This is a genomic window from Streptomyces sp. GD-15H, from assembly GCF_045291515.1.
GTDB lineage: Bacteria > Actinomycetota > Actinomycetes > Streptomycetales > Streptomycetaceae > Streptomyces.
On the sequence record NZ_CP149447.1, the window covers coordinates 5,550,284 to 5,570,276 of the forward strand.

The 19,993-nt window shown below is 73.6% G+C and carries 12 protein-coding genes, 1 tRNA gene and 5 pseudogenes; 7 read left to right on the plus strand and 11 right to left on the minus strand.

Annotated features, from left to right (window positions below):
- Window positions 1-5 precede the first annotated feature (5 nt).
- The gene (locus WJ438_RS26295; protein ID WP_406727423.1) at window positions 6-980 is read right to left on the minus strand and encodes a D-2-hydroxyacid dehydrogenase; all 975 of its coding nucleotides are present in this window, start codon (window positions 978-980) and stop codon (window positions 6-8) included.
- Between the two features lie 139 nt (window positions 981-1,119).
- Here WJ438_RS26295 and WJ438_RS26300 point away from each other — a divergent pair, with 139 nt between their 5' ends.
- From WJ438_RS26300 to WJ438_RS26310, 3 genes are all read left to right on the plus strand, one after another.
- Window positions 1,120-2,070 (plus strand): aspartate/glutamate racemase family protein, encoded by a 951-nt coding sequence (locus WJ438_RS26300; protein ID WP_406729814.1) that lies wholly within the window; start codon window positions 1,120-1,122, stop codon window positions 2,068-2,070.
- Complete coding sequence (locus WJ438_RS26305; RefSeq protein ID WP_406727424.1) at window positions 2,067-2,798, plus strand: decarboxylase; 732 nt, start codon at window positions 2,067-2,069, stop codon at window positions 2,796-2,798. Before WJ438_RS26300 ends, WJ438_RS26305 begins: the two co-directional genes overlap by 4 nt.
- Window positions 2,799-2,913: 115 nt before the next feature.
- Complete coding sequence (locus WJ438_RS26310; RefSeq protein ID WP_406727425.1) at window positions 2,914-4,023, plus strand: LLM class flavin-dependent oxidoreductase; 1,110 nt, start codon at window positions 2,914-2,916, stop codon at window positions 4,021-4,023.
- Here WJ438_RS26310 and WJ438_RS26315 read toward each other — a convergent pair.
- Entirely contained in the window at window positions 3,996-5,864 is a 1,869-nt protein-coding gene (locus WJ438_RS26315) for a putative bifunctional diguanylate cyclase/phosphodiesterase (RefSeq protein WP_406727426.1), read from the minus strand. The genes WJ438_RS26310 and WJ438_RS26315 overlap by 28 nt on opposite strands.
- 444 nt (window positions 5,865-6,308) lie before the next feature.
- Here WJ438_RS26315 and WJ438_RS26320 point away from each other — a divergent pair.
- Window positions 6,309-7,537 (plus strand): annotated as a pseudogene (locus WJ438_RS26320) (M6 family metalloprotease domain-containing protein).
- Window positions 7,538-7,574: 37 nt separating this feature from the next.
- Here WJ438_RS26320 and WJ438_RS26325 read toward each other — a convergent pair.
- From WJ438_RS26325 to WJ438_RS26355, 7 genes and pseudogenes are all read right to left on the minus strand, one after another.
- A tRNA-Lys gene (locus WJ438_RS26325) sits at window positions 7,575-7,648 on the minus strand.
- The gene (locus WJ438_RS26330) at window positions 7,639-8,247 is read right to left on the minus strand and encodes a bifunctional DNA primase/polymerase (RefSeq protein WP_406727427.1); all 609 of its coding nucleotides are present in this window, start codon (window positions 8,245-8,247) and stop codon (window positions 7,639-7,641) included. The genes WJ438_RS26325 and WJ438_RS26330 overlap by 10 nt, the downstream gene beginning before the upstream one ends.
- A gap of 152 nt (window positions 8,248-8,399) precedes the next feature.
- Window positions 8,400-8,765, minus strand: a complete 366-nt coding sequence (locus tag WJ438_RS26335; protein WP_406727428.1) for a hypothetical protein — start codon at window positions 8,763-8,765, stop codon at window positions 8,400-8,402.
- Window positions 8,766-8,927: 162 nt separating this feature from the next.
- On the minus strand, window positions 8,928-10,274 hold the full coding sequence (locus tag WJ438_RS26340; RefSeq protein ID WP_406729815.1) for an AAA domain-containing protein: 1,347 nt from the start codon (window positions 10,272-10,274) through the stop codon (window positions 8,928-8,930).
- A gap of 199 nt (window positions 10,275-10,473) precedes the next feature.
- Window positions 10,474-12,072, minus strand: coding sequence for a hypothetical protein (locus WJ438_RS26345; protein WP_406727429.1), 1,599 nt, complete (start codon window positions 12,070-12,072; stop codon window positions 10,474-10,476).
- 79 nt (window positions 12,073-12,151) lie between these two features.
- Window positions 12,152-13,225, minus strand: a pseudogene (locus WJ438_RS26350) (hypothetical protein); the annotation flags it as partial.
- A gap of 15 nt (window positions 13,226-13,240) precedes the next feature.
- Window positions 13,241-14,209, minus strand: a pseudogene (locus WJ438_RS26355) (phosphatase PAP2 family protein); the annotation flags it as partial.
- 188 nt (window positions 14,210-14,397) lie between these two features.
- Between WJ438_RS26355 and WJ438_RS26360 the strand changes: the two are divergent.
- A complete protein-coding gene (locus WJ438_RS26360; RefSeq protein WP_406727430.1) occupies window positions 14,398-14,994 on the plus strand; it encodes a histidine phosphatase family protein in 597 nt (198 codons plus the stop codon).
- 58 nt (window positions 14,995-15,052) lie between these two features.
- Here WJ438_RS26360 and WJ438_RS26365 read toward each other — a convergent pair.
- Window positions 15,053-16,488, minus strand: a pseudogene (locus WJ438_RS26365) (hypothetical protein).
- 253 nt (window positions 16,489-16,741) lie between these two features.
- Between WJ438_RS26365 and WJ438_RS26370 the strand changes: the two are divergent.
- Window positions 16,742-17,149 carry a hypothetical protein gene (locus WJ438_RS26370; protein WP_406727431.1) on the plus strand — a complete coding sequence of 136 codons (408 nt, stop codon included), beginning with the start codon at window positions 16,742-16,744 and terminating at the stop codon, window positions 17,147-17,149.
- 63 nt (window positions 17,150-17,212) lie between these two features.
- A complete protein-coding gene (locus WJ438_RS26375; RefSeq protein WP_406727432.1) occupies window positions 17,213-18,082 on the plus strand; it encodes a spermidine synthase in 870 nt (289 codons plus the stop codon).
- Between the two features lie 327 nt (window positions 18,083-18,409).
- Here the strand turns inward: WJ438_RS26375 and WJ438_RS26380 are convergent.
- Window positions 18,410-19,847 (minus strand): annotated as a pseudogene (locus tag WJ438_RS26380) (GH1 family beta-glucosidase).
- Between the last annotated feature and the right edge of the window lie 146 nt (window positions 19,848-19,993).

A 19,993-nucleotide genomic window follows, 5' to 3' on the forward strand; every position in this document is an offset into this window, starting at 1 on the left:
CCACGTCAGTGCCCGGGTACGTACCCGCGCTGCTTGTCGACCACGTTCACCAGTGGCTCGCCCGCCTCCCACAGCTCGTACAACTCCACGAACTGGGCGGCGAGTTCGTCCCGCCAGCCGATCGTGTCCCCGCTCATGTGCGGCGACACGATCAATCCGGGGACCCGCCACAGCGGGCTGTCCGGGGCGAGCGGCTCGGCCTCGAAGACGTCCAGGGCGGCGCCCGCGATCCGGTGCTGCCCGAGCGCCTCGGCGAGCGCGTCCTCGACGACCAGCGGCCCGCGCCCGACGTTGACGAAATGGGCGGACGGCTGCATCACCCCGAAGCGGCGGGCGTCGAACATGCCCCGGGTCTGCTCGGTCAGCGGCGCGGCGGCGATCACCCAGTCCGCGCGGGCGATCAGCCGGTCCAGCTCCTCGGAGCCGTGGACGCCCGGGCGCGGAGCGCGGCCGACCAGCGCGGTGGTGACGCCGAGCGCCTCGAGCGTGCCGGCGATCGCCCGGCCGATCGGCCCCGACCCGACGACGCAGGCACGGGTCCCGGCGACCCTGCGCGACTCGCGGTGCCGCCAGGTCCGCTCCCGCTGGAACTCCAGCGTCCGCGGCAGATCCTTCGCCAACGCCAGCACGAGAGCGGCGACGTACTCGGCGATCGGCCGGTCGAAGACGCCCCGCGCGTTGGTGACCACCGTGTCGGAGACGGCGAGTTCCGGACAGAGCAGGTGATCCACTCCCGCGCTCGCGGTGTGCACCCAGCGCGGCCGCGGCCCCCCGCCCGGCCAGGCGGAACGCACCGCGCGCGAGGTGAAGTCCCAGACCAGCAGCACGTCGGCGTGCGGGAGCCGCTCGGCGAGCGTCGAGGCGTCCGCGTGCTCGACCCGGACCCTGCCGGTCAGCCTGCCCAGCCGGGGCGGCGGATCGGCGCCCAGGACGAGCAGCGTGGGGACGGCCCCCGGAGTGCGCGAAGAGGGGGTGGACATGGGCCGCCGTTTCCCCGGGATGACCGGAAGTCTGAGATGTGCGGATTGACCACGCTGGCATCCCGAACCTACCGTCGTCAACACGGGCGCTTCGACGAACCGTTGCGTGCTCGTCTCTCACCGTGAGGCCGGTGCTGACATGGACGTCTCCTTCATCGGTGGACCCGGCCCGCAGCGCGGTGTCGGTGTGGTCGCCCCCTTCGACTTCGCGCTGGACCGCGAGCTCTGGCGCTGGATGCCGGACGACGTGTCCCTGCATCTCACCCGAACGCCGTACGTGCCGGTCGAGGTCAGCCTTGACCTCGCCCGGCTGATCAGTGAGCACGAGACCCTCGGCAACGCGGTGGGCACGTTCACCGAGGTCGGTCCCGAGGTCGTCGCCTACGCCTGCACGTCCGGCAGCTTCGTCGGCGGGGTCCTGGGCGAACGCGCCATGTGCGAGGCGATGAGCAGGTCCGGCGCGGTCCCGGCGATCACCACGTCCGGCGCGCTGCTGGAGGCGCTGGTGGAACTGGACGTACGGCGGGTGGCGCTGGTGACGCCGTACACCGTGTCGGTGACCCGGTCGCTGGAGCGGTACGTGGCGCAGGCCGGGGTGACGGTCACCGGCTGCGCGTACATGGGCCTGACCCGGCAGATCTGGCGGGTCACCTACCGCGAGGTGGTGGACATGGCCCGGCGGGCGACGGTACGCGGCCGGCTCGGCCCGGCGGACGCGTTGTTCCTCTCCTGCACCAACCTGCCGACGTACGACGTGATCCCGCAGCTGGAGGCGGAGCTGCGCATACCGGTCATCTCGGCCAACCAGGTGACCATGTGGGCGGCGTTGCGCCGATTGGGTACTCAGGCGGTGGGACCGTATCAGGCGCTGATCGACACGTCGGCGCGCGTCACGACCGGGACCGACGCCGAGGCCGTACTGCCGGACCGGACGTCCGGCGCGGTGCTGCCGCGGAGTTCGGTGCCGCCGCCCGCTCCGGTACTGCCGGACGGGCCGGAGGCACCGGGCGTGCAAGGTGCTCAGGGCGTTCCGGGCGCGCAGGGCGTGCCGGGAGTGCAGGACGAGAAGCAGCAGGAAGGCTGGACATGACCGCACTGGGATTCCTCTATCCGGGACACTCCGCCGAGGACGACTATCCGCGCGCCGAGCAGTTGCTGGGCAGTGACATCCGGGTGGACCTGGTGCACACCGACATCGGTGAGGACGCGCACCGGGTCGACGCGCTGCTCGAGATGGGCGACGCCGACCGGCTCGCGGCCGGCATCGGGGAGTTGCGGCGCGCGGGCGTCGACGCGGTGGTGTGGGCCTGCACCAGCGGCAGCTTCGTGCGCGGCTGGGAGGGCGCGCACGAGCAGGTGCGCGCCCTCGCCCGGGCGGCGGGCACACCCGCGTCCTCCACGTCGTTCGCCTTCGTGCACGCGGCACGGGAGATCGGGGCGCAGCGGGTCGCCGTCGGCGCGACCTACCCGGACGACGTGGCCGCGCTCTTCGCCGAGTTCCTGGGCACCGGCTCAGTGACGGTGACCGGGGTGACCAGCTCCGGGGTCATCACGGCGGCGGAGGTCGCTACGTGGGGCGAGGCCGAGGTGTTCGCCCTGGCCCGCGCGGCCGACCACCCGGACGCCCAGGCCGTCCTCCTCCCCGACACGGCCCTGCACACGGTCGCCCACCTCACGGCCCTGGAGAAGGAACTCGGCAAACCGGTCCTCACCGCCAACCAGGTCACCGTCTGGGAGGCCCTCCGCCTGGCCGACCGCCGGGTGAACGCCCCGGCCCTGGGCGTCCTCTTCACCCGGGAGCCGATCGTGCAGGCGTGAGCGTGCGCGGGGGAGGACGGCGGGGGCGCGGGGCGGTGGACGGAGGGAATAAGCGGGGACAGCCTCCTGTTGGCGGGTTGGCGAGACGTCACCCGACAACAGGAGGCACCCCACCGTGGCCGCAGACGACACCGCAGCCGGCGAGATCCGAGGCACGGCCCAGGGCGCCGCCCCCGTCCCCCTGTCCGTCCTCGACCTGGTCACCGTCGGCGCCGGCCACACCGCCACCGAGGCGCTGCGCACCGGCGTCGACCTCGCCCGTCTCACCGAGACGCGCGGCTTCCACCGGTTCTGGGTCGCCGAGCACCACTCCATGCCGGGTGTGGCCTCCTCGTCCCCGGCGGTGATCCTGGCCCACCTCGCCGCGCACACCGACCGCATCCGGCTCGGCTCGGGCGGGGTCATGCTGCCCAACCACGCCCCGCTCGTCATCGCCGAGCAGTTCGGCACGCTCGAGGCCATGGCCCCCGGCCGGATCGACCTCGGCCTCGGCCGCGCCCCGGGCACCGACGGCGCCACCGCCGCCGCCCTGCGCCGTTCCGAAAGGCTGAACGAGGGCGCCGACGACTTCCCCCAGCAGCTCGCCGAGCTGACCCGCTTCCTCGACGACGACTTCCCCGACGGCCACCGCTACCGCCGCATCCACGCCGTCCCCGGCCCGGTCCAGGCGACCTCGCCCGGCGGAGTGCAGTCGACGCACCGGCCGCCGATCTGGCTGCTCGGCTCCTCCGGTTTCAGCGCCCGGCTGGCCGGCATGCTCGGCCTGCCGTTCGCCTTCGCCCACCACTTCTCGGCACAGAACACCGTCCCCGCGCTGGACCTCTACCGCGAGTCGTTCAGCCCGAGCGACGTCCTCGACGAGCCCTACGCCCTGATCGGGGTCTCCGCGCTCGCGGCCGACGAGGAGAAGGAGGCCCGGCGCCAGGTCCTGGCCGCCGCGCTCAACATGGTCCGGCTGCGCACCGGCCGTCCCGGCCTGGTTCCCACTCCCGAGGAGGCGGAGGCGTACCCGTTCTCGCCGATGGAGCAGGACTTCGTCGACTCCTGGAACGCCAACGTCGTGCACGGCACCCCGGACGAGGTCCGCGCCGGACTGGACGAGCTGCACAAGCGCACCGGCGCCGACGAGCTGATGATCACGGCCAACGCGCACAGCGGTGACGTACGCCTGCGGTCCTACGAACTCATCGCGGACGCCTACGGGTTGCCGACGACGTCCGCCTGAACCCCGGGCGTGCCCAGCAGTTCGGAGATGCGGTCCGGCGACACCGGACGGGAGTACAGCCAGCCCTGGCCGGTGTCGCACCCGATCCGGCGCAGCCGGGTGGCCTGCGCCGCGGTCTCCACGCACTCCGCGGTGACCGTCAGCCCCAGCCGGTGGGCGAGCTGCACCATCGCCTCGACGATGGCCTCGTCCGCCGGGCTGGGCGTCTCGTCCCGGTCCTCGTAGGTGAAGCCCCGGACGAAGGCGCCGTCCAGTTTCAGTACCGACACCGGCAGCCGGCTGAGGTAGGCCAGGTTCGAGTAGCCGGTGCCGAAGTCGTCGATGGCGATGCGCACGCCCATGTCGCTGAGCGCCTTCAGCGCCTGGAGGGGCCGGCCCGCCGAGCCCATCACCGCCGACTCGGTCAGCTCCAGCTGGAGCAGCTGCGGCGCCAGGCCCGTCTCCGTCAGGGTCTCGGCGACGTCCGCCACCAGGTCGGAGTCCCAGACCTGCCGGACCGCCACATTCACGCTGACGAAGATCGGCGGCTCGGTGGGGAGCTCGACCTGCCAGCGGCGGGCCTGTCGGCAGGCGGTGCGCAGCACCCAGCGCCCGAGCTGGACGATCGAACCGTCCTCCTCGGCGATGGAGATGAACCGATTCGGTGTCAGGGTGCCGAACTGCGGGTGGTTCCAGCGGACCAGGGCCTCCACCCCGTGCACCCGGTCGTCCTCCATGCCGACCAGCGGCTGGTACTCCAGCGTGAACTCGCCCCGGTCGACGGCGGGGCGGAGCGTGGAGGCGAGGGCCTGGCGGGTCATGCGGTGCGCGTTGCGTTCCGGGTCGAACAGGGTCCAGCGGGACTTGCCGTCGGCCTTCGCCCAGTAGAGCGTCGTGTCGGCGGCCTGCATCAGCGCGGTGGGCGTGGTCCCGGCCGCGTGCCGTTCGACCACCCCGATGGACGCCGAGACCGACAGCCGCTGGCCGGCCACCTCGAAGGGGTCCTGGATCGCCCCGAGCACCGACTCGGCGAGGTCCGCCAGCTGTTCGGTGCCCGTGGAGTCCTCGACCAGCAGCGCGAACTCGTCCCCGCCGAGTCGGGCCACCAGCGGGGTGCCGGTCCTGGACCGGCCCGCCTCCTCGGCGCACAGCGTCAGCCGTTCGGCGACGGCGGCCAGCAGCCGGTCGCCGACGCGGTGGCCCAGGGCGTCGTTGATGGCCTTGAAACCGTCGAGGTCCAGGGAGCAGAGTCCGATCCGGCCGGTGCCGCTCCGCTCGTAGGACTCCGCCTCCAGGGCGGCCGTCAGCCGTTCGAAGAACAGGGTGCGGTTGGGCAGCCGGGTCACCGGGTCGTGCATCTGCAAGTAGTGGAGCCGGGCCTGGAGTTCGCGGCGGGCGCTGACGTCGGCGACGGACAGCAGGACACCGGGCCCGTCGTGCGTACCGCCCGCGTCCGCGGGGAGTGGCGCGACCGACACCTGCACCCACAGCGAGTGCCCCTCAGGGTGCTTGAGCCGGCGGGTGCAGCGCAGCTTCGCCTGCCGGCCGCGCAGCACCTCGCGGTAGGCGTGCCAGGCGCGGGCGTCGGAGGAGAGGTCCACCAGGTCGGCGGCGGCGGCCCCGACCAGGGTGTCCGGGGCGCGGCCCAGCAGGGCGGCGAGGGTGCTGTTGGCGCTGACCACCCTGCCCTCGCGGTCGACCACGGCCATGGCGAGCGGAGCGGCCGTGAAGACGGAGCGGTACGACGGGGGTGAGGGCGGCTCTTCACGTTCGGTACGGGGTGGGGCAGAGATGTCACTCTCCGTGATGGTAGGTCGGCTGAGGTCTGCTGCGGGCGTCGGCCCTTCGGACGTTCCGCTCACCGCTCGCTCCCGCCGTGCACTCGATCGCTGTCCGTGCCGGAAAGCCTCAGGAATGTCTCAGGAAAGTGTGCCGATCATAGAGGCCGACCCGAAGCCCTTCCAGTCACTGTCCAGTGTCCAGGACGGTCCCGCATCTCTGCCAGATCGTTTCTGCTCGGAGGTGGACGGCTTATTCAGGCCTCCGACCGGTTGTGACGTTCCGTAAGTGGTTCGAGGTGTCGAACGTGAACGGATTCCTCGCCCTCTCACCCGTCCGGTGCAGATAAACAGTGCGTTATATGACAATCCACCACATTCTGGGTGCGGTGTCCCGCGAACCGTCTCCCGGAGGTCTTTGTGCCGCGCCAGCTCCCCCTGAGAGGACTCGGTCGTGAGGCCCTCAGGGGATTGAGCCGTCCGGGTGTACGCCCCTGGCTGCGCAGCGCGGCGGCCGTGTTCACCACCATGTCGGCGCTCGCGGCCACGTCCCTGGTGGCGGCCCCCTCCGCCGCCGAACCCTTCTCCGCGGCCCCCTGCGCCCTGACCCGCACCGACACGCACCACTCGGAGGGCCTGGACACCTGGAACGCCGCCTACCCCCGGCCGACCGGCCGGCTGGACGCCGTCATGGTGTTCCTGTCCTTCCCGGACTCGCACCCCCTGACCACCCCCGACGACATCGCCGCCGACCACTTCCCCGCCACCGGCGACTTCTTCCGCCGGGCCTCCTACGGAAGGTTCACCCTGCGCCCGCACGTCCTGCATGGCTGGATCCCGATGCCGCGCCCGTCCACCGCGTACGCCATACAGCGTGACTGGACCCTGCGGGACCGGTCCGCCTACCTGCGCGACGCGCTCGCCGCCGTCGACCCGCGGGTCGACTTCTCGCGCTACGACGTCGTGTACTTCGTCGCCGACCCGGACGCGCCCGGGGTGGACTCCGACGCCACGAAGGTCGTCAACCTGGAGACCCCGCTGCGGGCGGACGGCACCGACATCCGCCGGATCGTCACCGTGTTCGAGAACCATCCCCCGGACCGGCTGGTCCTCGCCCATGAGACCGGCCATGTCTTCGACCTCCCCGACCTCTACAACCGGCCCACGGACGGCAAGGGCGACTGGGACACCCACGTCGGCGACTGGGACCTGATGGGAAGCCAGTTCGCTCTCGCTCCCGACCTGTTCGGCTGGCACAAGTGGAAGCTGGGCTGGCTGGCGCCCCGGCAGGTGCGGTGCGTGCAGGACGCGGGGCCGGTACGGCTGACGCTGGAACCGCTCGGGGCGGGGCCCGGCGTGCCGGTGACCGGTGCCGCCGGGGCACCGGCCTTCGGGCTGGGCGGGGGCATCAAGCTCGCCGTGGTGCGCACCGGCCCGGACAGCGTGCTCGCCTTCGAGGCGCGCGGTCCCGTCGGCGACGACGTGGGCGCCTGCCGGTCGGGGGTGCTGGTCTACAAGGTGCGCGGCACCACCCGGTCCGGTGAGGGCCCGATCGAGGTGATCGACGCCCACCCGCACACGGAGGCCTGCCGGGGGACTCGGTCTACCCGCCCCTCGCGGACGCCCCGGTCGCCCTCGGCGAGCGCTTCACGGTGCCGGGGGAGGACGCGCGGGTGGAGGTGCTGGGGCGTACGGATTCGGGGGCGTGGACGGTGCAGATCAGCGCCGGGCCGGGGGTGGGGGAGGGAGACGCGTAAAAGGCCCCTTGCTTTCGCAAGAGGCCTTTCCGTGTCGTGCGCCGCCAGGGACTCGAACCCCGGACCCGCTGATTAAGAGTCAGCTGCTCTAACCAACTGAGCTAGCGGCGCCTGCCGACGTCGTAGACATTAGCACCCCGGTCGGCGGGAGGAAAAATCGATATCCGCACGGCCGCGCGGGCCGCCCGTACGGCCGCCCAGAGCAGCACCTCCGGGCCCGGCAACCAGGGGCGACGCGTGTCCGGGGCGACCAGCCAGCGCGAGCCGGAGCGGTCCGCCGGGGCCCCGGGACCCGGGGCCGGAACGGTCACCGCGTCGCCGGTGCCGTGGCACAGCAGGGGCGGAACGGCGCCCGTACGGCCGGCTTCCGCGGTCTTCCCGCCGCGGGCGCCCCACTCCTCCCACTCCAGTAGCGCGGGCAGCCGCTGGGCCGTGCCGGGAGCGGAGAACAGCAGCATCCGGCCGCGGAACTCGGCCACCGGACCGGAGCCCGGCCCCTCGTCCCACATCCGGTCCAGCATCCGCCGCCCGAAGGCCGAGGGGGCGCTCACCACGTCGAAGGCGGAGCCGCAGGGCAGCACGACGGGCGCGTACGGCCGCTCCTCCCAGAGCGAGAGGGTGCTGCGCGGATACGCTCCTGCGGAGGCGAGCCAGGCAGCGCCGTCCGGGGTGACACCGCTGACGTCGGAGACATTGCGTGGACTGCTCATGGGGTCTGTCTACCCGCGGTGAGGGAACCGTTTCCCAGAGTTGCGGGAATGGAGGACACCGGTGCGGGAAGGGGGTATCTTGCCCACCTGGCATATGCCACGCTCGTTCGACTGCGGTGGGCCGGTCGCGCGGGCCGGCCCGGGCGCGCCGCTCACACCGGATCGGCGTGCCCCCGGCCCTCGCCCCCGTGCAGCAGGTCCCGCCCGAACTCGATCATCTTCTTCGCGTAGTCCTCGGTCCACTCGGCCCGCTCGGCGATGTCGGCCGACGTCAGCCGGTCGAAGCGCCGCGGGTCGGCCAGCTGCGCCGCCGCCACCGCCTGGAACTCCACCGCCCGGTCCGTCGCCGCGCGGAACGCGAGCGTCAGCTCCGTCGCCCGCTCCAGCAGCGCGCGCGGATCGTCGATCGACTCCAGGTCGAAGAAGTGCTCCGGATCGGCGGCCGCCTCCGCGGGCTCGAAGAGCAGGGGCGCGGGGCGTAGCCGCGGTTCGTCCCGGTGCGGCGTGGGCTCCGCCATGTCATCTCCCTCTTGTCCTTCTCGTCGTACGCGTCGCACTCGTCGTACTCGTCATGCCGGTCGTACGCGTACGTCACGTCGGCCCGCCGGTGAGTGGGCCACCGTCCATTGTCCCGCGCCCTGGCAAGAGGGCCTCGGGGCAGGCGGCCCTGACCGCCGAAGTCAGGGCCGCCACGTGATCCGGTGCTCCGCGAGGTGGGCCAGGACCGAGTGGTTGGCCTCCCAGCCGTCCGGGAACTTCACGAGGGTGCCCAGCTGGACCGGTTCCGTCGACGGATAGGCGTCCAGCAGATCGCCCACGCCCGCCCTGCACACCACGATGCAGGCGTGCCGGTGCCGGGAGGCCAGCACGCACAGTCTGCCCGTCTCCAGGTGGAAGGCGGTGGCGTCGGGGCGGCCGGAGAGCGGATGCAGCACCACCGTGACGTCGAACTCCCGCCCCTGGAGCCGGTTCGCCGTGTCGACGGTGACGTCCACCACGTCCAGCTCGGCCAGCGCCGCCCGGACCGCCGCCGCCTGGTCGCGGTGGGCGGTGCCGACGGCGATCCGGTCGGCGGTGAGGGGGATGGGGGCTCGCGATCGCTCCGACACCGACGCGCCCTTCCGGTCCAGCAGCCGGCGGACGACCAGGGCCACCGCCCGGACCGCCTCCGGATCGGTGCGCGGGGTGTGCCGGGCGGGCAGCTCCAGCAGACCCCAGCCGGACTCGGCGGCCTCGTCGATCACCCGGTCCGGACCCGAACCGTCCGGCGGCACACCGAGGGTGAGTCGTCGGTCGCCGGGGCCGGTGCCGCTGCGGAACGGCGTGTACGGGTAGAACGCGTCCGACACCAGGGGCGCCGCCGAGGCGGGCAGCCGCCACGACACCGGCAGGCGGTGCTGCGGCAGTTCGGGATTGTGGGCGAGCAGGGTCGTCACTGCGGACGCGGACGGGTCGTACGACAGGCCCGCCCACTGCTCGCCGCCCACGATCGAGAACGGGTCCAACTGCCCCGGGTCGCCCACGAACAGGGCCCGCTCGAACAGCCCCGCCACGGCGAGCAGCGCGTCCGAGCGCATCTGGTACGCCTCGTCGACGATCGCGTGCGCCCACGGTTCGACGCCCTTGACGTGCGCCCACTTGGCGGCCGTGGAGATGACCACGTCGAGCCCGGCGAGATCGGCCGCCTTCGCCGACTTGCGCACGTTCTCCAGCTCGTCCAGCGCCTTGTCGTACGGGTCGGTGTCACTGCTGTGCAGCCGACCGACCGGCAGGCCCGGGTTCTTCTCGGCGAGCCGCAGGACCAGGTCGTCGACCTGGGCGTTGGTCTGTGCCACCACCATCAACGGGCGCCCCACCTCGGCCAGTTCCAGCGCCGCGCGGACCACCAGCGTGGACTTGCCGGCACCGGGCGGGGAGTCGACGACCACACCGCGCGCGGTGCCGTGCAGGGTGTCGCGCAGGATCGCGTCGGTGGCACGGGTGGCGGCCGCGCCGGGGTCGGTAACGGCCTCTTGGCCAGGAGTGATCACTGAGAGTTCCAGTCCGTCGACGGATGGTGGTGTCGCGGCGTGCTGAGCGAGGGCCGAGCCGGCACAGCAACCTCCGGTCTCTGGGGAAACCGGGCTGGTTCCCACCCGGCTGGTGCCGATCGCGTAAGACCTGGTCGTTCGCTGAGCGACGGGGCGGCGTGAGCCAGGAATCCTCCTCGTTCGCGAGGGGGAGGGTTCAAAGCACGTCCTCCTCGGTCACCGGGTCGGCGGCCTCCGGTGTGGCGGCCGCGGCGCCGGGCGGACCGCCGTGCGTCCACGGGGTCTCCTCCGGGTCGGGGAGCTTCGCCCCGCCGCGCGGCTCGTGTGCGAACAGCGTGAAGCAGACCCGGTCGCCCTTCTCCGGCACCGAACCCGCCTCGGGCTCCTTGCCGCGGCCCATCCTGTCCATGATCCGCAGGACGAGCAGCGCCCCGTCCTCCTCCCCGGCGACGAACTCGGCCGTCTGCGGTTTCCCGCCCAGCGAGCGGTACACCCTGGCCCGCTCGCCCAGGTGCGGGCGGTCGTCCGTCCGGACGGTGACCAGCGGGCGGGGGCTCGGCCGCCTGCTCTCGCTGTACGCCATGACGACATCGGTGACCTCGCCCGCGAACGCCTCCCCGGACAGCCGCCGGCCCGCCATCACCAGCGGGTCGTCCAGGGCCTCCTGGGCCTCCAGCCGGGCCTGTTCCCGCTCACGCGCGGCCAGCTTGTTGGCCGCCGTCACCGCGTCGTCGCGGCGCGGCTGCGGCGGCTCACCGGCCAGCACCCGGTCCCGGTGACCGGTGAACGACCAGCGGTCGCGCGTCCACCGCTCCTCGACGCGCGCACCCTCCGGCAGCGCGCGCAGCAGGTCCAGGCCCCGCCACACCGCGTCCCAGGTGGGCCGCGTACGGCTCTCCACCAGCGCGCGGATCTCCCGCTCGGCGGCGGCCAGCACGCCGAGCCGGTCGTCGGCCTCCAGGCCGTCCTCCGCGGCGGCGAGCGCGCTGCGGGCGCGGTCGTACCGCTCGATGGCCGGGGCGAGCAGCTTGTTGTCGAACGCCGGGTCGGTCGCCGGGCCCGCGGGCGGACACCGCAACTGTCCGTCGGCGTCCCGCGCCAGCTCCGCCTCCCGCGCCGCCTCGGCCCCGGAGCGTCCCTCGGGCGGGGCGATCCACGCGAGCAGCGCCCCCAGATGCTGGTCCTCCAGCGTGGACTGACCGGTCGCCCAGTGCCGGCTCAGCAGATCCGTCATGGCCGGCAGCAGCGACGAGCCGGGCACCCGGGCCCGCTCCCCGAAGTGCGTCAGCCACCGCCCCAGCAACGGCACCCGGGGCGGCGCCGGGAAGGGTGCCTCCGGGTCCTGCTCCGCCGTGCGCCGGAACCGCGTGGAACGGCCGAGGAGCCGTACGAGGTCGACACCGGCCCGGCTCGGCACGATCAGCTGCGGCGCGTCCGCGCACAGCTCGACCTCGACCTTGACCCGCTTTCCGGTCTCCGGGTCGGTCTCGCTGCGCTCCGCGGCCTCCACGGCCTCGGCGCAGCTGTCCACGTACGGCAGGACCACGTCGGCCAGTTCGGCCAGGAACGCGAACCTGAGGTCGCGGTCGCGCGGCTGCGGCACGGCCAGCAGCCGCGGTGCGTCCCGGTCGGTGCCCACCAGCGCGCCGAGCGGGGCACCCGCCTCACCGGCGGTGATCAGCGGCACGAACACCAGCGGCCGCTCGGACAGATGCCGGTGCCGGACGGTGGCGGCGGGCTGGGCGCGGCCGGTGCTGACGGCCTCGAGGCGGGCCAGGGTGGCGATCAGGGACAAGGGGCCACCTCCGGGCGGCCGGCGAGGGCCTCTCCGTCGGTGAAAGCGCCACTGCCGGCGAAAGCCCCCCGCCTGCGGAGGCCCCCGCGCCGGCGAGGGCCTCCGCCCGCAGCGCCGCCGCCCTGCGCAGGACGGCCACCGTCGGATCGTCGGGATCGCCGGCCTCGCCGCGGGCCGCCGCCAGCACGTCCTCGACCGTCGTCAGACCGCCCAGTTCGGCGCGCACCGGGCGGCCCAGGGAGGTCACCGCGCCCTGCGCGCGGGAACGGTCCCGGCAGTGGAAGGCCAGCTCGCACGCGGACAGGCACTCCGGCGCATAGCTCGCCGGGACCGACTCCACGGCCGCCGTGAGCCGCTCGCGGGGCAGCTCGGGCGCGAAACAGGTGCCCTCGGGAAGCGCGCCGGCGATGTCCTCGATCCGGGTGAGCCGGGCCAGCTGACGGGCGGTCACCGCGCGCTGCTTGCGCACGTCCACGGCGGACGCGGTCGGCAGGTTGGAGAAGTCCTTGGGGCACACCAGCAGGACCCGGTGCCGCACGCGGGGGGCCGGGACGGTGGTGAGGCGGGCGGCGACCTCCTCCAGCGCCAGCACGTACACCGCCGCCTGCCGGGCCGCCGCGCCGACCTTCGCCGGGTCCGCCGAACCGTCCAGCATGGGGAAGGACTTGATCTCCACGACCGTCCAGCTGCCGTCCGGGTGCACCACCACCGCGTCCGGCTCCAGGAAGGCCGGCGAGCCCGCGACGTCCAGCGCGAGCAGGGGATGGTCGAGCAGCGTCCACCCGTCCCGCGCCCGCGCGGCCTCGCCCAGCGCCAACTCCGTGCGCGCCGCCCGCCCCTGGGGGCCGGACGCGGTCAGGTCCGGCACCCGCGCCCCGGCGGGCGGTTCCGCGGAGCGGTCCAGCTTCTCGTGGACGAGCCGCAGCAACTCCGTGCCGCCGTCCGCCTTGACCCGGGCCTCGAACGCGTTGCCCCGGACGAACGCGAACTGGGACTGGCCGAAGACCGAGGCCGAGCCCAGCGCGCCCGCCAGTCGTGCCTTGTCCACGCCCGCGCCGTCGAGGATCGCGCGGCGCTCGCAGCCCGGGTTGGCGGCCAGGGCGGCCAGGGCGCGCGCGTCCAGTGCCTTCGCCGGCACGTCCGGACCGCGCAGCTCAGCGAGCCGGTGCCGGAGCGGCCTGGGCTCCTTCCCCTGGTCGGAGGGGGGTGCGCCGCCCGGCTCGGCTCCCGGGGCGAACCGTGGCTCGAACTGCCGCTGCCGTGGCCGCTGTCGTGGAAATTGCTCACCCGCGGAAGTCTGGCATCCGGCACTGACAATCGGGGAACCCGTGACGGGAGAGGCCGTGGGGACCGGCGCCGGGCGCGGCAGCGGGCGGGTCCTCGCCCGGTTCGTGTACCGCGTCACGACGGGTACGAGCAGCAGCCCGGCGCCCATCACGAGGGCACCCGCGACCACGTCGAGGAAGTAGTGGTTGGCGGTGCCCATCACCACGACGACCGTCACCAGCGGATAGCCGACGGCGGCCGTCTTCGCCGCCCGCGTACCGCCGATCCGCCACAGGATCACGCCGCACCACAGGGCCCAGCCCACATGCAGGCTCGGCATCGCCGCGTACTGGTTGGTCAGCCCGCCCAGGCCCCGCGGGGCGCTGGCCTCACCGGCCCACCAGCCGTACGAGCTGTACTGGGCCATGGTGTCGACGAAACCGTGGCTCGCGTCGAGCAGTCTGGGCGGGCAGGTGGGCAGCAGGGTGAAGCCGATCAGCCCGATGAAGGTGGACGTCATCAGCCAGGTGCGGGCGGCGTGATAGTGCACCGCGCGGGAGCGGAACAGCCAGACCAGGAGCGCGGGCGTCACCAGGTAGTGCAGCGACGCGTACCAGAAGTCGGCCGGTACGCCCAGCCACGGCTCGCGCGTGAACAGCCGGTTGAGCGGGTGCTCGGCGTTGAGGTGGAGCGCCTGCTCGATGCGCAGGATCGCCAGTCCGTGGTCCACGGCGTCGGTGACGTCGCCCCGGACGAGCAGGCGCCCCGCCGAGTAGCAGGCGTACACGAGAAGTATCAGCGGCAGCTCGGTCCACCAGCGCAGCCGGATCGCCGGGGCCCCTTCGGCACCCGGTGTCTCGGTGTGCGGCATCCGATCGCCCTCCCCTTCACGCTCACTCCCGCCCCGGCGGCGATCCGATCAGCCACTCTAGGCGTACGCGCGCCCCTGATGAGGCGCCCTCGGCCCTGATAGACGCTGCGATCGTCCGCCGGGTTGCCCGTCTTTGGGTGCGCGATGATGGAGGGGTCGCGCCCCCGATTCCTCCTGGAAGGTCTCCCATGGCACCGCGCATCCTGCTGGCCCGGCACGGACAGACCGCGTGGTCGTTGTCCGGCAAGCACACCGGCAGGACCGACGTGCCGCTCCTGGACGAGGGGCGGCAGGGCGCCAAGCTGCTCGGTGAGCGCCTGCACCGGCCGCCGTACGACGGGATGCCGGACCTCGAGGTGCGCACCAGCCCGCTGGTACGCGCGCGGGAGACCTGCGAACTCGCCGGATTCGGCGAGCGTGCGCAGACCTGGGACACCCTCATGGAGTGGCACTACGGGGCGTACGAGGGCATGACCCCCGCCGAGATACGGGCGGACCGCCCCGGCTGGCTGATCTGGCGCGACGGCGTGCCCGAGGGGGAGACCCTCGACGAGGTGACGGCCCGCGCGGACGAGGCGGTCGCCTGGGCGCGCTCCGCCGACCGGGACGTGCTGGTCTTCGCCCACGGGCACATCCTGCGCTCGATCGGCGCCCGCTGGCTGGGGCTGCCGCTCGACTTCGGGGCCCGCATCCGCCTCAACCCGACGTCGCTGTCGGTCCTGGGCTGGGCGTACGGGGAGCCGGCCATCGAGAGCTGGAACGACCTGGGGCACCTGGCGGGCTGACCGGCGCCGATCCGGGGTCGGCGCCGATCCGGTCCTGACGCCGGCCGGGGCGTCTACGTCATGCGGGGAGGGAGCCGTGGCGCTCCAGGAAGGCCGACACCTCCGAGGTGCGGCGGTGCGGGAGGAGTACGCGGGCCGTGCCCGCCAGCATCGTGCGGACCCGGGACGACTGGACCTCGGGCAGCAGGTCCAGCACCCGCATCCCCGCGGCCGCCGCCTCGTCCGGGCGTCCGCCGCGGGCCAGGTCGTCCGCCAGTTCCGCCGTGTACAGCGCGATGTTGCGGGTGAAGTGCGGGTCCTGGAGCTCCGCCGCCCGCCGCGCGTGCCGGGCCGCCCGCGGCCAGTCGCCCAGGGTCGACCAGCACTGCGCCTCCAGGCCCTCCAGTTCGGCCTCCCCGTAGAAGGTCATCCACTCGGGGTCGGCCGGTGCGGGGCCGCGGTCGAAGTAGGCCTGTGCGCGGGCCAGTGCCTGCTCGCAGCCGGACCGGTCGGCGAGCCCCGCCCAGCCGCCCGCCTCGCGCAGCGCCAGCAGCGACATCAGCCGGGCGGAGCCGAGCGGGCGCGCGGCCCGCTGCGCGGCCTGCGCCGCCCGCACCGCCTCCCGGGGCCTGCCGAGTCCCGGGCGAGGAACGCCGTGTTGCAGAAGGCGTGCGCCTCCAGCCCCGGGTCCCCGGTCACCCGCGCGGTCGCCAGCGCCTCCGCGTAGTGCGAGCGGGCGTCGTCGAACCGGCCCGAGTCGTGCGCCAGCCAGCCCACCGAGATGGCCAGTTCACCGGCGCCCGAGTACAGCCGGTCCGCCGTCCGCTGCCGGGTCGCCCCGGCGTCGAGCAGGGCGTAGGCGGCGCGCAGCGGTGCCGCCGCACGCCGGTAGAGGCCGTCGGCCCCGTGCCGGTCGTCGAGCAGCCTGATGCGGCGGACGGCTTCTTCCAGGGCACCCGCGTCGTTCGCGCCGGGACGGCGCACGGCGTGCTGTGCCGCCGCGGCGTCCGGGGCCAGGGCGAGCGGGCCCAGTGAGGCGGCGGCCACCGTGGCGCCCCCGCCGGTCATGAATGCGCGACGCAGCACGTCGCTCTCCTCATAGTTGTGGTGCGTGTCGTACGGGTTCTGCGTGTCGTACGGCTCAGGGGCCCCGCCGGTCCCACTCGTGACGAGTGCCGGGACCGTGACGGGCGCCGGGGGAGTGCCCCCGTCGGCCCGCGCCCGGCGCCCGCGGACCGACGCACGGGGCGCGAAGCCCAGGTCGGTCAGCGTGCGGCCGGGAAACATGTGCAGGAACACCCGTTCGTAGGCATAGTTGGGGCAGCGGATCTCGCCTGCCTCCACCCGGTGCACGTACCGCGCGTCACAGCTGACCCGCTCGCCGATCTCGCGAGCGGCCCTGCGGACCGACGCGGCGAACTCGGCCGGCGAGCGCGGTCCGCGCAGTTGCCGGAAGACGAGATTCGGCCGCGGTGGCCGATCGGGCTGGGACGAGGGCACCGTTGACGACGCCATGGCCGGGTCCTCTCTGCGAACCGTCGAACCATGCCGGAAGCAGAGCGGTTCATCCGTTGCGCCGCTCTGGTGCCGGCGGGCAAGAACGTACCTGCTGTGACGGAGTCGCCACGCAGAGTTTGGCCACAAACCGGATATCTCGTCTGTGATCCGCCATGAACTGCCATTCTGTGCTATTGGGTTTCGCCGTAGCCCAGGAGGGCCCGCCGCGTTGAACCACGTGTGTGGTGGAGGCCGGAATGCGGAGGCCGGGATGGCGACCAGCCGGAGCAGTGAACCCCGAACGCCGTCGGGCGGGCCGCCGGGCGGCTGCGAGGTGGTGACGGTTCCGGCCCGGCAGGGCCTGGAGGCGGTGGACATCCTGCGGCGCGGCGCGGTGGGGGCGGGGGACGTGGTGGGGTCCGTCCTGCACGACGACGGCGGGAGCACGCTCGGGTTCCTGGTGCCGCCGGGGACGGCCGCGGCGTGGGACGTGCCGGGCAGCACGTGTACGGAGACCGACGGCCGCGGGCTGAGCCTGGCGCCCGAGCCGCCGGTGGAGGGCTCGGACTGGCTGCTGCCGCCCGAGGGCGACGCCGGCCTCGCCACCGATCCCGCGGTCTTGCGGGAGGCACTGGGCGAGGCGCAACGCCTGCTCGACGCGGTGGACGGCTGTCGCTGAGTCGCGGCGTGCGGTGCTCGGGGTGGCCGGGGCCGGTCCGGGGCGGGTTGCGACAATGCCCCCATGGGAAGGTCCAGGAACTCCGGACGCGGGCAGGCCGCCGTCGAAGCCGTCGTCGAGAGCGTCGACGGAGGGCTCGCCCGGCTCGTCCCCGACCGGGAACGGCCGAGGGCCTGGACGCTGCTGATCGACGACGCCCCGCAGTCGCACGTCGACCTGGACGATCCGGCGTATCTCTCCTTCGAGTACCAGCGGCGGATCGGACACGTCATCGACACCGTCGTACCGGCCGGCGACCCCGTGCGGGCGGTGCATCTCGGCGGCGGCGCGTTCACCCTCGCCCGGTACGTCGCCGCCACCCGGCCCCGCTCCACCCAGCAGGTCGTCGAGCGGGACGCGCGGCTGGTGCGGCTGGTCCGCCGGGAGCTGCCGCTGGACCCCAGGGCGCGGATCAGGGTGCGCGCGGTGGACGCCCGGGAAGGGCTCGCGAAGGTGCGGGACGGATGGGCCGGCCTCGTCGTCGCCGACGTGTTCGGCGGGGCCCGCACCCCCGCCCACCTGACCTCGACCGAGTTCCTGGACGACGTCCGCAGGGCCCTCGCTCCGGGTGGGGTCTACGTCGCCAACCTCGCCGACGGGCCGCCGCTGGCCCATCTGCGCGGCCAGATCGCCACCGCCGCCGCCCGGTTCGCCGAACTCGCGCTGATCGCCGACCCGGCGGTGCTCCGCGGCAGACGCTTCGGCAACTCCGTACTGGTCGCCTCCGACGCGCCCCTGCCGATCGCCGAGCTGACCCGCCGCGCCGCCTCCGATCCGCACCCCGGGCGCGTCCCGCACGGGCGGGAACTCAGGGACTTCACCGGTGGGGCCGCCCCGGTCAGCGACCTGGCGGCGGTCGACTCGCCGGCGCCACCACCGTCGGTGTTCCGGTGACGGGTGAGGGGCGGGAGGGGGCCGGGGCGGCCGGTCAGTAGCTGCCTGTCTCCACGCGCGGCGGGCCGTCGTGCCAGGTGCAGAAGACCGACACCCGGTCCGCACCCGCCGCGAACCCCGCCCTGCATCGACCAGCCCGCCCAGGGCGTTGCCGACACCGATGACGCGGATGTCTCGCCGAGGTCTAAGACCACCCGGCCGCCGACGGTGTCGTAGCCCTTGATCTCGCCGGAGGTCGCGCGCGTCCCGGCAGCCGCGCGGGGCGCGGCGCTCTCCTGAGACGCCGCGCCCCGTTCCCCGCCCCCGTCTCCCCCGTTCCAGGGAGGGTCAGACGGCCTCCGGCCCCGGCAGGGTGCCCGACTTGGCCGCCCTGCTGTACCAGAGGGCGCTGGCCTTCGGGGTCCGCTCCTGGGACGCGTAGTCGACGTAGACCGCGCCGAAGCGCTTCTCGTAGCCGTACGCCCACTCGAAGTTGTCCAACAGGGACCACAGGTAGTAGCCGCGCACGTCCGCGCCGTCGGTGATGGCCCGGCGGACCGCGGCGAGATGGCCGTGCAGGTAGGCGATCCGTTCCGGGTCGTGCACCGTGCCGTCGGCGTCGGGCTTGTCGTCGTAGGCGGCGCCGTTCTCGGTGACGTAGAGCGGCAGGCCGGGCGCCTCGCGGGTGTACCGCATGATCAGGTCGTGCAGCCCGGTCGGGTCGACGGACCAGCCCATCTCGGTGCGCTCCCCGGGCGATTGGTGGAAGGCCACGTCCTCCGCGGCCGGCCACGGTGAGTGGTCGCTCGCCCCGTGACCGTCGGCCCGCGGTCCCCTCGCGTCCGGGTCCGCCGCCGACACCAGGGTGGGCGTGTAGTAGTTGAGGCCCAGCGCGTCCAGCGGCTGGTGGATCAGGTCCAGGTCGCCGTCGTGGATGCACGACCAGTCCGTCAGCGACGAGGTCGCCGTCAGCAGCGACTCGGGGTAGGCGCCCTTCAGGATCGGGCCGTGGAAGATGCCGCTGGACAGGTCGTCGATCTTGTGCGCCGCCGCCAGGTCCGCCGGGTCGCCGGCCGAAGAGGCCGGACCACCGAGGAGTTGAGGCTGATCGCGATCGAGTTGCGGGCCGGCATCACGGACCGCAGCGCCTCGGTGCCCAGTCCGTGCGCCAGGTTCAGGTGGTGGGCGGCCCGCAGCGAGGCCGCCGGGTCGGTACGGCCCGGCGCGTGCACCCCGGAGGCATAGCCCAGAAACGCGCTGCACCACGGCTCGTTGAGCGTGATCCACTGCTCCACCCGGTCGCCGAGCGCCTCGCCGACGATCTGCGCGTACTCGGCGAAGCGGTACGCGGTGTCGCGCTCCGGCCAGCCGCCCGCGTCCTCCAGCTCCTGCGGCAGGTCCCAGTGGTAAAGGGTGACGGCCGGCTTGATGCCGTGCGCCAGCAACTTGTCGACCAGCCGGCGGTAGAAGTCCAGGCCGCGCCGTACGGCCGGGCCGCGGCCGGTCGGCTGCACCCGGGGCCAGGAGATGGAGAAGCGGTAGGCGCCCAGGCCCAGTTCCGCCATCAGCGCCACGTCGTCGCGGTAACGGTGGTAGTGGTCGACAGCGATGTCACCGGTGTCGCCGCCGGCGGTCTTGCCCGGCGTGCGGCTGAAGGTGTCCCAGATGGACGGCGTACGACCGTCCTCCCGCACCGCGCCCTCGATCTGGTATGCGGAGGTCGCGGCGCCCCAGAGGAAGGCGGGGGAAAGGCCGCCGGGGGCACCGGCGTTGCGGAGTCAGGCATGGAAGCGCTCCCATAAGGGGTCGTGGACCTACGAGTCAGAGGTGAGTAGGGAGAAGAACGAGGAGGAGAGTGAAGTGGGGGGCCAGGGGCGAGGTGCGGGGGCCGAGGCATCGGTGACCCGGCCCCCTGCTGGACGTATGTGCGTG